This is a genomic window from Propioniciclava sp. LT432, from assembly GCF_059515965.1.
Genome location: NZ_JCAKNE010000008.1, coordinates 122,588 through 134,529, shown reverse-complemented (window position 1 = coordinate 134,529; position 11,942 = coordinate 122,588). Strand labels below are relative to the sequence as shown.

General features: G+C 71.7%; 10 protein-coding genes and 1 pseudogene. 8 read left to right on the top strand and 3 right to left on the bottom strand.

Annotation, left to right across the window (positions count from 1 at the left end):
- The first annotated feature begins 99 nt into the window (after window positions 1-99).
- Both AC5YDV_RS06150 and AC5YDV_RS06145 read left to right on the top strand, forming a co-directional pair.
- Window positions 100-1,068: an IS481 family transposase gene (locus AC5YDV_RS06150; protein ID WP_496181913.1), complete on the top strand. Its 969-nt coding sequence runs from the start codon at window positions 100-102 to the stop codon at window positions 1,066-1,068.
- A gap of 32 nt (window positions 1,069-1,100) precedes the next feature.
- On the top strand, window positions 1,101-3,284 hold the full coding sequence (locus AC5YDV_RS06145) for an alpha-glucosidase (protein WP_496192409.1): 2,184 nt from the start codon (window positions 1,101-1,103) through the stop codon (window positions 3,282-3,284).
- 123 nt (window positions 3,285-3,407) lie between these two features.
- Here AC5YDV_RS06145 and AC5YDV_RS06140 read toward each other — a convergent pair.
- The 3 genes and pseudogenes from AC5YDV_RS06140 to AC5YDV_RS06130 all read right to left on the bottom strand — a co-directional run.
- Window positions 3,408-3,947, bottom strand: a pseudogene (locus AC5YDV_RS06140) (inorganic diphosphatase); the annotation flags it as partial.
- Window positions 3,948-4,030: 83 nt separating this feature from the next.
- Window positions 4,031-4,807 (bottom strand): sulfite exporter TauE/SafE family protein, encoded by a 777-nt coding sequence (locus AC5YDV_RS06135; RefSeq protein WP_496182452.1) that lies wholly within the window; start codon window positions 4,805-4,807, stop codon window positions 4,031-4,033.
- The gene (locus AC5YDV_RS06130) at window positions 4,804-6,162 is read right to left on the bottom strand and encodes a rhodanese-like domain-containing protein (RefSeq protein WP_496182451.1); all 1,359 of its coding nucleotides are present in this window, start codon (window positions 6,160-6,162) and stop codon (window positions 4,804-4,806) included. The genes AC5YDV_RS06135 and AC5YDV_RS06130 overlap by 4 nt, the downstream gene beginning before the upstream one ends.
- Window positions 6,163-6,240: 78 nt before the next feature.
- Here AC5YDV_RS06130 and AC5YDV_RS06125 point away from each other — a divergent pair, with 78 nt between their 5' ends.
- The 6 genes from AC5YDV_RS06125 (at window position 6,241) to hpt (ending at window position 11,935) form a co-directional block, all read left to right on the top strand.
- Window positions 6,241-6,564, top strand: coding sequence for a rhodanese-like domain-containing protein (locus AC5YDV_RS06125; protein WP_496182450.1), 324 nt, complete (start codon window positions 6,241-6,243; stop codon window positions 6,562-6,564).
- 91 nt (window positions 6,565-6,655) lie between these two features.
- On the top strand, window positions 6,656-8,038 hold the full coding sequence (dacB, locus tag AC5YDV_RS06120) for a D-alanyl-D-alanine carboxypeptidase/D-alanyl-D-alanine endopeptidase (RefSeq protein ID WP_496182449.1): 1,383 nt from the start codon (window positions 6,656-6,658) through the stop codon (window positions 8,036-8,038).
- A gap of 134 nt (window positions 8,039-8,172) precedes the next feature.
- Window positions 8,173-9,189: a trypsin-like serine peptidase gene (locus tag AC5YDV_RS06115; protein WP_496182448.1), complete on the top strand. Its 1,017-nt coding sequence runs from the start codon at window positions 8,173-8,175 to the stop codon at window positions 9,187-9,189.
- 269 nt (window positions 9,190-9,458) lie between these two features.
- Window positions 9,459-10,436, top strand: a complete 978-nt coding sequence (locus tag AC5YDV_RS06110) for a zinc-dependent metalloprotease (RefSeq protein ID WP_496182447.1) — start codon at window positions 9,459-9,461, stop codon at window positions 10,434-10,436.
- Window positions 10,436-11,374 carry a tRNA lysidine(34) synthetase TilS gene (tilS, locus tag AC5YDV_RS06105; RefSeq protein ID WP_496182446.1) on the top strand — a complete coding sequence of 313 codons (939 nt, stop codon included), beginning with the start codon at window positions 10,436-10,438 and terminating at the stop codon, window positions 11,372-11,374. The genes AC5YDV_RS06110 and tilS overlap by 1 nt, the downstream gene beginning before the upstream one ends.
- A gap of 9 nt (window positions 11,375-11,383) precedes the next feature.
- Window positions 11,384-11,935 (top strand): hypoxanthine phosphoribosyltransferase, encoded by a 552-nt coding sequence (gene hpt, locus AC5YDV_RS06100; protein WP_496182445.1) that lies wholly within the window; start codon window positions 11,384-11,386, stop codon window positions 11,933-11,935.
- Window positions 11,936-11,942: the final 7 nt, after the last annotated feature.

Below are 11,942 nucleotides of genomic sequence, written 5' to 3'. Positions count from 1 at the left end.
GCCAAGAGGTTGGTGACAGCGCGTCGGTATTGACGTGAGGGAGGACCCCCGGGTGGGGTGTGGCTTGTCGAAGGTCACATCTCACACCCGGAGGTCCTCGTGTCCCACCGTAACGCCCGCCTCAACTTTCATGGCCGCAAGCTGCTGGTCGATCGGGTCCGATACCAGCACTGGCCGGTCGCCCATGCAGCGAAGGCGATGGGGATTTCACGTCAGTGTGCTCACCGCTGGCTGGCACGCTGGGACGCCGAGGGCGAGGCCGGTCTGCATGACCGGTCCAGCCGTCCTCACGCGTGCCCGACCGCGACACCAGCCACGGTGGAGGACCTGGTGGTGGCCGCCCGTCAGGAGCACCGACGCGGCCCTGACTGGATCGCGGCCGAACTCGGGCTCGCGCCGCGGACCGTGACCCGGATCCTGCACCGACGGGGCATGCCGCCCCTGACCTGCCTGGACCCGATGACCGGCCAGGTGATCCGCACCTCGAAGCAGACCGCGGTCCGCTACGAACGCGAACGTCCCGGCGAACTGGTGCACGTGGATGTCAAGAAGCTGGGCAAGATCCCCGACGGTGGCGGCTGGCGGGCCCACGGACGCTCCGACACCATCGTCGCCAAGAACAAGCGGCCCAAGATCGGCTACGACTACGTCCACTCGATGGTCGATGACCACTCCCGCCTGGCCTACAGCGAGATCCACGACGATGAACGCGTCGACACCTGCGCCGGCTTCCTGCTGCGAGCCGCGGCCTACTTCGCCACCCACGGCATCACCAGCATCGAGCGAGTGATGACCGACAACGCGTTCGCCTACCGACATGGTCGAGCGTTCATCGACGCGGTCGAGACCATTGGCGCGAAGCAGAAGTTCATCAAACCCCACTGCCCCTGGCAGAACGGCAAGGTCGAACGCTTCAACCGCACCCTGACCACCGAGTGGGCCTACCGCCACGTGTTCACCAGCAACCAGGCCCGCCGCGACGCCCTTGACCCCTGGCTGGAGACCTACAACACTCAAAGACGCCACAGCGCACTCGGAGGACTACCCCCGACCAGCCGCCTGTCATGAACGTCGTGGCCCAGTACACCTAGGCTGCCCGCATGCAGGAGCGCCGACTGACTCGCCGCACCCTCCTCCTCTCGGCGGGTGGGCTCGTGGCCCTCGGGGCGGCGGGCGGGATCGCCTTCGCCACCCGCGACCCCTACCGGCCGGGCCCGGCGTTGGCGCGCGGCCGGCTCACGGCCGCCAACGGCTCATGGACCGTCGGGTCCCTCTCCGTGTCGCTCGGTGACGAGCTCGTCGCGTCCGTGGGCGGTCGCGAGCTGTGGCACTCCAGCGGCCCGTTCCTCGCCGCGGTGGTCGGACGCCTTGAGTGGCGCGACGCGTTGGGACACTTGGTCGGCACCCGCCACACGGTGGCCGAGCACGTCGACCTGACCGTCGATGCCGTGACGCCCAGCGCGAACGGCCTCGTGCTCAGCGGGACCTTCGGTCCGGCCGCCACAGGCCTCCCCTGGACGCTCGCGTGCCGAGCGGTGGACGGGATCCTGCACCTCGAGGCGGACGTCCCGGGCGCCGACCTCGTCCTGATCCGCGGCGAGCTGGGCGCCGACGAGGGCGTCCACGGACTGGGGGAGCAGTTCCTGCCGTTCGACCTGCGCGGACGGAGCGTCCCGATCGTGACCCGCGAGCAGGGGGTGGGCCGCGGCGTCCAGCCCCTCACGGCGCTCGCCGAGCTCACCAACGGCGCAGGTGGCAGCGGGACGACCACCTACGCACCCCTCCCCACCCTGGTGACGGACGCCCTGCGCGGCGTCGACCTCGACCACGACGAGGTCGTCGACGTCGACCTCCGCGACGACCGCATCGACGCCGGCGCGTGGACGCCCACGCTGAGGCTGCGCGTCCGATCCGCCGCCAGCCCGGAGGCGCTGCTGGCCGGCCACCCCCGCATGCCGGCCGTGCCCGACTGGGCACTGCGCGGCGGCATCCTCGGCGTCCAGGGCGGCACGGACGCGGTGCGTGCCAAGCTCGCACCCCTCCTCGACCGGGATGCCCCGCTCGCCGGCGTGTGGCTCCAGGACTGGGTCGGACGCCGCGTCACCGACTTCGGAAGCCGCCTGTGGTGGACGTGGGAGCTCGACGAGTCCCTCTACCCGGACTGGGCCGGGCTGACCGACGAGCTCGCGGAGCGCGGCGTCCGGACCCTCACCTACGTGAACCCCTTCCTCGTCGACCCGGCCGGCAAGGCGTCCCGCGCCCGGCGCGACCTGTTCGCGGAGGCGGCCGACCTGGGATACCTGGTCCGGAGCCCGGCGGGCGGGCCCTACCTGCTCGACCAGGGCGGTTTCGACGCGGCGCTGGTCGACCTCACGAATCCCCTTGCGAGCGCGTGGTTCGCCGACGTCCTGGTCACCCAGGTGGCCCCCCACGCCTCCGGAGGCTGGATGGCCGACTTCGCCGAGGGCCTCCCGTTCGACGCCGTCCTGGCTGACGGCGACCCGGCGCGGGAGCACAATCGCTGGCCGAGCCGGTGGGCCGACCTGAACGCCGGCGTCCGGGCCCACGTGGGCGGCGACCGGCTGGTGTTCCACCGCTCAGCGGGCCGCACCTCACCGGCGGCAACGGGCGCCTTCTGGGCCGGTGACCAGCTCGTCACCTTCGACGAGCATGACGGGATGCGATCGGCGCTCTGGGGCATGTTGGCGGGCGGCGTCTCGGGGATGACCGTCAACCACACCGACGTCGGCGGCTACACGGGGCTGGGCCAGCCGGTCGTGGGCGTCCGGCGGTCGGTGGACGTGCTGCGGCGCTGGGCCGAGTGGTCGGCCTGGACGCCCCTGTGGCGCTCGCACGAGGGGAACCGTCCCGAGGAGTCCGTCCAGGCGTACGACGCCGAGGCCGTCGACGCCGTCGCCGAGTCGCTACGGGTGTTCGCGGCGCTGGCCGACCACCGGGCCGAGCTGGCGCGCGAGGCGTCCGAGGCGGGCCTGCCGATGGTGCGGCACTGCTGGGTGCACTTCCCCCGGACGCGGGCGGCGACCCGGGACGATCAGTACCTCTTCGGGCGGTCGTGGCTGGTGGCGCCTGTGTTCGAGGCGTCGGCGGTTCGCCGCACCGTGACCCTCCCGCCGGGCCGCTGGGTGTACCTGTGGTCCGGCCGGGAGCATGCCGGCGACGCGGACGTCACGCCCGGCGGGGAGCGCCTGCCGGTGTTCTTCGACGCGACGGACGCCACCGCGGCGGCGCTGGCCGGGCGCGTCCGGACAGCGATCCGGGGCTGATCCCGACAGGATCAGCCCCGGCGTGCTGCTGGGTGAGGAGGCTCAGGCCTCTTCGTCGTAGCCCAGGTCGACGTCGTCGTGGAGGCCGCCGATGGTGTCCTTGGCGTCGCCACCGGGGGGCGGGGTGAACTCGTTCTCGTGGCTGGTGCCGCGCGCGCGGTCCCAGGACTTGCGAACCTCGGCCTCGGCCTCGGCGCGCCCGGTCCACACGGCGCCCTCGACGGACTTGCCGGGCTCCAGGTCCTTGTAGACGCTGAAGAAGTGCTCGATCTCGAGCAGCGTCAGGTCGGGGATGTCGGTCAGGTTGCGGATGTTGTCCTGGCGCAGGTCGGCGACCGGCACGCACAGCAGCTTGTCGTCACCGCCCATCTCGTCCTGCATGCGGAACATGCCGATGGCCCGGCACTCGATGAGGCAGCCGGGGAAGGTCGCCTCGGGAAGCAGCACCATGGCGTCCAGCGGGTCGCCGTCCTCGCCCAGGGTGCCCTCGACGTAGCCGTAGTCGTTGGGGTAGGCGGTGGCGGTGAACAGCGTGCGGTCGAGACGGATGCGACCGTTGTGGTGGTCCATCTCGTACTTGTTCTTGGTGCCCTTCGGGATCTCGATCGTCACATCGAAGTGCAACGGGGGCTTGACCTTGGGGCGTTCGAAGCTGGCGCGCATGGATTCCTCACAGACGTTGTGGTGCGTTTCACCTCAGGCTAGCGCCGAGGTGCCCCCGGGAGCATGTCCAGATGGTCCAACCCTCAACCAGCCAGGGTGAGGCCGGTCGAGATGAGCGTGTAGGCGGACACCAAGAGCAGCAGCACGGCGAACGCGCGCTTGAGCACAAGGGGGTCGAGCTTGGCCGCGAGCCGGACGCCCCCGAGCGAGCCGATCATCGTCGCGATCGTGAAGACGACCACGAAGGGCCAGTCGAGCTGGATGCCCAGCCCCAGCTTGGACGCCAGCGCCGCGGCGCTGTTGATCGCGATCACGAGCAGCGAGGTGGCCGCGGCCACCCGCATCGGGAGGGCGAGCAGGAGCGTGAGCGCCGGCACGATCGCGAAGCCACCGCCGACGCCGAAGAAGCCCGTCAGTGCTCCCACGAGCAGGGCGGCGAGACTCGTCGCGATGAGGGTGCGCGGATTGCGCAGGGAGGCTGGTTCGGGGTCGGCCGCACGGGACCGCGACGGGCGCAGCATCAGGGACGCGACGACCATGAGCAGCGCGCCGAAGGCGAGCATCAGCAGGTGGGGGTCGATGCCGCGGGCCAGGAACGAACCCGCCACGGCGCCGAGGGTGCCGATGCCCGCGAAGAGGAGGCCGCGCCCCCAGTCCACCCGCCCGGCTCGGGCGTGCGCGCCCATGGCCACCAGCGAGGACGTGCCGATGATGACCAGCGATGCCGTGGTGCTCTCATGGATGCCCAGCCCGAACGCGTAGGTGAGGACCGGGATGGTGATGATCGCGCCGCCGCCCCCGAGGGCGCCCAGGACGACGCCGATGGCCAGGCCCGCCAGGACGGCGGCGACGAAGGTCACCGGGTCACCACGGGGAGCCCGACGGATGCGGCTCGGTCGAAGTTGTCGTCCACGTGGACGACCTTATGCCCCCGCGCCGACAGGATCGACGAGGCGATCGAGGCTCGGTAGCCGCCCGCGCAGTGGATCCACAGTTCCTCGCCGCTCGGCAGCTCGTCGAGGCGGTGCAGCAGGTCGTGGAGCGGAACGTGCACGGCCCCCTCGATGTGTCCGTCCTCCCACTCCAGGCGGCGGCGGGTGTCCAGCACGGTGACCGACCGGTGGTGGCGGACGTCGCGGAGATCCTCGAAGGTGGCCCGGGGGTAGGTCGCGAGCGGCTCGTCCGTCCAGTCGGCCGGCCTGCCGGTGGCGGCGGACGCCAGCCGCTCGATGCCAATCCTGACGAGCTCGCGCTGTGCCTCGGCGACCTCCTCGGCCGTGCTGGCCAGGATCGTCAACGGCGTTCCCCAGGGGATGATCCAGCCGACGTAGGTCGCGAACTGCCCGTCGAGGCCGGCGTTGAAGGTGCCGGGCACGTGGCCGGCCGCGAACGCCACCCGGTTGCGGATGTCGACCACCCACTCGCCCGCCTCCAGGCGGCGACGGAGCGTGGCCTTGTCGGCCCTCTCGGGCTCGGCGAGGTCGGCCTCGCCGGGTCCCGCGCTGTTCGCCGGCCCCATGTGGGCGTAGTAGGCGGGCCAGACGTCGAGCCCCTCGAGCAGGTCCGCGACCCATTCCTCCTCGGACCGCGTGAGCACCGGGTTCACAGCCTTCTCGATGCCAATCGTCGAGCGGTCGGCCGAGGCCTGGGTGGCGGAGCAGAAGCTGCCGAAACCGTGGGTGGGCAGGACGCGGGCGGCGTCCGGCAATTCGGCCCCGAGCCGCTGCGCCGACGCGTACTGGTGGTGGGCCAGGGCGCCCGTGTGCTCGGGGCCGAGCAGGTCGGGACGGCCCGTCGACCCGAAGAGCAGCGAGCCGCCGGTGAAGACGCCGATCTGCTCGTCCCCGTCGGACAGCGCGTAGGAGAGGTGGGTGAACGTGTGCCCCGGGGTGGAGATGACGCGGAGGCGCATGCGCTCGCCGACCTCGATGACGTCGCCGTCGCGGATCGCGACGCGCTGGAACAGGACGTGGTCCTCGGCGTTCACGTGGTAGGCCGCGCCGACCTGCCGGGCCAGGACCAGGCCGCCGGTCACGTAGTCGTTGTGGATGTGGGTTTCGAAGACGTGGGTGATGCGGACCCCGGCGTCGTCGGTGATGGCCAGGATCCGGTCGATGTCGCGTTGCGGATCGATGACGACCGCGACGCTGCCGTCGTGGGCCACGTAACTGCGGTCGCCCAGGCTGCGGGTGTCGATGGGAATGATCTCGATCATGGGTGCCTCCTCGACAGCAATATACCCCGGGGGGTATAGTTTGGCCAGACCTGAACGGGGTCGGGAACAGGAGGAGCAGTGGCAGCGCGACACATGGGGATGGCCGAGTTCGTGGACGGGTACGACGACGAGACGGTGGTCGTCGACGTGCGCGAGGCGGTCGAGTACGTGTCGGGACACGTCCCGGGTGCGATCTTCGCCCCGATGAGCCGGATCGCCCTCCACCTGGCGAGCCTGCCGCGGGACAGGCCCGTCCACGTCATCTGCGCCACGGGCAACCGCAGTGGGTCCATGGCCGACCTGATGGCCGCCCAGGGCATCGACGCGGTCTCCATCGACGGCGGCACGCAGGCCTGGGTGGCCGCGGGACGGCCGCTCGTGGCGGGCCGCGAGCCCCGCTGAGTCCGCCCCGGGCTGACCGCACCGGGCCGCGGCCCACGGCGTCCGCCACAATGGGGACGCCGGGGCGCCCGTCCCGCGGAGGGAGGCCAGGTTGTCCGGACGCCGTGGGTGGGCGTGGCGCGCCGTCCTGTGGATCGCCGTGCTGGTGGTCGTCCTCGCCGTGCTCGGGCTGCAGCTCGTCGTCCGGCCCCAGCTCGCCGACGACCCGCTCGTCGGCAGCGGGCGCCTCGACCAGCCGGCCATCGCGGACCCTCCTGCCCCTGTGCTCCCCGCCCTCGCCGCGCCGTCCCGGGAGGTCACCCCGTCCGCGCTCGCCGCGTCCCTCGCGGCCGTTCCCCGCGATGGGCTGGGCGACGTCGCCGCGCTGGTGGTCGATGCCCGCACCGGTGCCGAGCTGTACCGCGAGGGGTCCGGGGTCCGGACGCCGGCGTCCAGCCTGAAGGTGCTCAGCGCGCTGGTCGCCGTGGACGTCCTCGGCCCCGACCGCACCCTCGCGACCACGGCCCTCCTCACCGCCGACGCCGGAACCGTCGTCCTGCGCGGCGGGGGAGACCCCTTGCTGACTGGCGCCACCCAGCCGGACCTCCGGCCCCACCGGGCCTCGCTGCAAGAACTCGCCGCGTCCACCGCGTCAGCGCTGCGGACGACGGGGGTCACCTCGGTGGCGCTGGCGTACGACGCCTCGCTGTTCGCCGGGCCGGGCTGGAACCCCGCGTGGCCGGACATCTTCGCGCGGTCCGTCGCGCCCATCACCGCGCTGACGGCGGACCATGCGCGCACCAACCTCGCCCCGGACGCCCTCGACCGCGTCGCCGACCCCGCCCTGTTCGCCGCGGAGAAGTTCGCGGGCTTTCTGGCTGCCGAGGGCATCACCGTCACCGGGACGAGCGCCGCCACCACGCCCGGGGACGCCCGCGAACTGGCCCACGTGGACTCCCTCCCGGTGGGGACCATCGCCGAGCGGGTGCTGGCGGAGTCGGACAACGACGCGGCCGAGACCCTGCTCTGGCACGTGGCGCTGGCCCGCGGGCGCGCCGCGACCCCCACCGACGGAGCCGCCGTCCTGACCGCGGAACTCCAGCGTCTCGGACTGTGGAGCGACGGCATGCGCGTGCTCGACGGCAACGGGATCTCGGCCGACAACCAGGTCACCCCCGACGCCCTCGTGGGCGCCGTCCGCCTGTCCCTGACCGAGCCGGACCTGCGCGCGATCGCGGCCGGCCTGCCCGTGGCCGGGGTCACCGGCACCCTCGCCGAGCGCTTCGAGGCGGCGGACGCGCTGGGTGGCCGCGGCGTCGTGCGGGCCAAGACAGGGACCATCCGGGGTGTGAACACCCTCACCGGGTACGTCGTCACCGCCGACGGACAGCCGCTCGCCTTCGCCCTGATGACCTCCGGCGGCGCGGGCCAGACCTCGGCGCGCGCGTGGCTGGACCGCGCGTCGGCCGTCCTCGCGTCCTGCGGGTGCCCGTAGTCGCGGAAGGCCTCCGGGGATCGCTTCGAGGATCTTTCCGGTCCTGGCCCCTAGCGTCCCGTGGTCGGTGAGGGTTTACGCTGCTGCCACCGAAGCCGTCGAGGTGGCGGTGCAAGCGCGGACGGAGCAACGACATGGGCGTTTCCAGGTTCTTCGCGATGCTCCTGAGCGTCGCTGCAGTCATGGCCTTTGCATCAACGACGGCGAACGCCAGTCCTGGTGTCTCGGATGAGGCGCGGGCGGAACACCAGCGCATCGTCGCGTACTGGACGCCGGCCCGCGCTGCGGCTGCTCAGCCGCGCGATTTCGCCCTCGATCCCCTCACGGGCCACGTCGTGCCCAGGGCCAGACCCACAAAGCCCGGCGCCAAATTGGAACCCGCCTGGACGAGTGAAGCCGTCGACACGGTCGGCGCAACCACGGGGAAGGTCCTCTTCACGTTGGGCACCACCAAGTACGTCTGTTCTGCGTCGGTGGTGGACGATGGCACCGCGAACTCGGTGGTGGTGACGGCGGCCCACTGCGTCTATGACTGGCAAGCTGGCGAGGCGAAGAACTGGATGTTCATTCCGGGCTTCGACGCCGGTGACTCCTTCCAGGGATGTGCCTCAACCGACTACGGCTGCTGGACGGCCACCTCCTTGTGGGTGAACAGCTCCTTCACGGGTGCGGGTTCGTTCAACACCACCGCCATCACCAACGACTTCGCGTTCGCGGTCATGGGTCGGAGCGCGGCCCTCGGTGGTTCGAACACGCAGGCGGAGCTGGACAAGGCGGTGGGCAGCCAGCCGATCGAGTTCACCGGCAACCTGACGACCGACCTGGGCGCCAGCACCACGTCGTTGGGTTACCCGGCGGCCGCACCCTACGACGGCACCACCCTGCACTACTGCCAGGGCGACCTCGGTGTGGACGAGTACTCCAAGGTCACGTACCGGATCCCGTGCGGGATGACCGGTGGGTCCTCGGGCGGTCCTTGGTACAGCCCCCTTTCCGACGCGAAGGGAGCGGTGATGTCGGTGAACAGCTACGGCTACACCCGTGACATCCGCACGACCAAGTACAACGACACCGCCATGATGTTCGGCCCCGTGTTCAATGCGGCCACCAAGACCCTCTACGACGCGGCGTTGGCACAAGCGCGCGGATAGCGGCACCCGGCTCTCACGAACGTGGCACGGCGATCAACCACCGGTGCTCATGCTCCGTCTTGGGACATCTGCGCCGGGTAGGAACAGACGCCCAAGCCGGTGCGCCGCTTCGGGAAACCCGCCACGGATGAAACCGGCGGGGATGTCCTCAAGCGGCGCGCCGGTTCTGGCAGCCTGGCGCGCGGGCGTCTCCAGCGCACAACACCCAGCGAGTAGGTGTCCCCAGCGCACCACGCCTCCACCACAGCAGTGCACCTAGTCTTGCCGCCATGAGTTCGCTCCCGTTCATCGACGTCGAGGTGGCCGCCGCGGTGGGCGGGCGACTCGTCCCGCCCGGGCCGACACTCACCGCGTCCGAGGTGGCCGACGTCGTCGAGGGTCTACGCGCCGCGGCCCAGGCGTCCGTCGAGCCGGTGGCGCGCGTGACCGGCCTCGGCGCGGACGCCGGCGGGCCCATGCTGGTCGTCGACCGGCCCACCTGGGTTCGGGCCAACGCCGAGATGGCGGTCACGATGCTCGCCGAGGCGTCCGGGCACCCCCATCCCCAGCCGGAGCGGCTGCGTGACAAGGTCGCGGGACGCGCCAACGGCGCCCAGTTGGGCGCGGTGCTCGCGGTGCTGGGCTCGCGCATCCTGGGCCAGTTCCTCCCGTTCCTCGCCGAGCCGCGCTTGGTGCTCGTGGCGCCCAACGTCGCCAAGGTGGAGCGCGCCATGGGGGTCGACCGGGCCGACTTCCGCCTCTGGGTCTGCCTCCATGAACAGACCCACCGGCTCCAGTTCGCCCACGCGCCCTGGCTGCGCGGACACCTGCTCCACGAGGTCGGCCACCTCCTCGCCGACGACAGTCGGGGCCGCCACCGGGGCCGACCCGCGAGCGTCATCGACATCATCACGACGCCCGAGCAGAAGAGGGTCTTCGAGCGCGTCACGGCTGCCATGAGCCTGTTGGAGGGCTATGCCGACGACATGATGGACCGCGTCGGTCCCGACGTCGTCCCGACCGTCGCCACGATCCGCCGGCGTTTCGACGCGCGCCGCAACCGGGGCGGCTGGACGAGGGCGCTCAACTCCGCCCTCGGCATGGACCTCAAGCTGGCCCAGTACCGCGACGGCGCCGCCTTCTGCCGCCACGTCATCGATCGGGTCGGCGTCGCGGGACTGAACGTCGTGTACGACACGTCGGCGAACCTGCCGACCCCCGACGAGATCCGTGACCCGGCGCAGTGGCTGCGGCGGGTCCACGCCTGATGGCCCGCCGGGCGCTCGGCCCCGCCACCCTCGCGGTCGTCCAGGCGGTCGACGCACTCCCGCCGGCCCCGTGGCTCGTGGCCTGCTCCGGCGGCGCCGACTCGCTCGCGCTGGCCTGGGCCGCCCACCACGTCGCCACCCGCCGCGGCACCCCCGTCGCCGGGCTGGTCGTCGACCACGGCCTCCAGCCGGGGTCGGACGCCGTGGCCGCGGCCGTGCTGGACGTGCTTGCCTCCTTCGGGATGCCCGCCGACTCGGTCGCCGTCCGCGTGGCGGACGCCGGGGCCGGACCCGAGGCGTCCGCCCGTGAGGCGCGTTACACGGCGCTCGAGGAGGCCGCCCGTGGTCGGACCGTCCTGTTGGGCCACACCCGGGACGACCAGGCCGAGACCGTCCTCCTGGGGCTCGCCCGCGGTTCGGGACCGCGTTCCCTGGCCGGCATGCCGGCTGCGCGCGGACCGTTCCGGCGACCCCTGCTCGACGTCATCCGAGCCACCACCGCGGCGGCCTGCGCCGAACTGGGCCTGACCCCGTGGCAGGACCCGATGAACGCCGACCGTCGCTACGCCCGGGTCCGGGTCCGCGAGGTCGTCCTGCCGGTGCTGGAGGAACAACTGGGTCCCGGCGTCCGCGACGCCCTCGCCCGTTCGGCGAGGCTGCTCTCCGACGTGCTCGGTCGGGCGAGCGCCGACAGCGACACCGACACCGACCCGGGCGCCGACCCCGCCGACTGCGCCTGGCTGGCCGGCCTCACCCCCGGACGCCGGGGCGAGGCCATCCACGGGTGGCTCACCGCGTCCGGTGCCCCCGACGTCGGCTTCACGCACGTGCGAGCGGTTGAGGGCCTCGTCACCGCCTGGCGCGGCCAGAAGGGGATCGACGTCCCGGGTGGCCGGGTTCTGCGCCGCGACGGGCGCCTCGTCCTCGTCCTGAAGTAGGCTTCCGTCGTGGACGCATCGCAGATCAGCAGTGACTTGACCCGGGTTCTCTACACCAACGACCAGGTGCAGGCGCGGCTGGCTGAGATCGCCCGCGAGATCGACGCGGAGTACTCCGACAAGGACCTCCTGCTGGTGGGCGTCCTCAACGGTGCCGTCATGGTGATGGCGGACCTGTCCCGTCACCTCACGTCGCACGTCCAGATGGACTGGATGGCCATCTCCTCGTACGGTTCCGGCACCCAGAGCTCCGGCGTGGTCCGGATCCTCAAGGACCTGAACGTCGACATCGAGGACCGCCACGTCCTGGTCGTGGAGGACATCATCGACACAGGGCTGACGCTGGCGTACCTGATCCAGAACCTGAACTCGCGGAACCCGGCGAGCCTCGAGATCATGACGATGTTCCGCAAGCCCGAGGCCGTGAAGAGCCCGGTCCACGTGAAGTACGTCGGCTTCGACCTGCCCAACGAGTTCGTCGTCGGCTACGGCCTGGACTACGCGGGTCGCTACCGCAACCTCACCGACGTGGGCACGCTCGCCCCGCACGTCTACAGCTGAGCCCTTC

Coding starts and splice junctions, on each gene's coding strand:
- AC5YDV_RS06145 (WP_496192409.1), top strand. CDS start 1,101: ATGCAGGAGCGCCGACTGACTCGCCGCACCCTCCTCCTCTCGGCGGGT.
- AC5YDV_RS06130 (WP_496182451.1), bottom strand. CDS start 6,162: ATGATCGAGATCATTCCCATCGACACCCGCAGCCTGGGCGACCGCAGT.
- AC5YDV_RS06115 (WP_496182448.1), top strand. CDS start 8,173: ATGGGCGTTTCCAGGTTCTTCGCGATGCTCCTGAGCGTCGCTGCAGTC.
- AC5YDV_RS06110 (WP_496182447.1), top strand. CDS start 9,459: ATGAGTTCGCTCCCGTTCATCGACGTCGAGGTGGCCGCCGCGGTGGGC.
- tilS (WP_496182446.1), top strand. CDS start 10,436: ATGGCCCGCCGGGCGCTCGGCCCCGCCACCCTCGCGGTCGTCCAGGCG.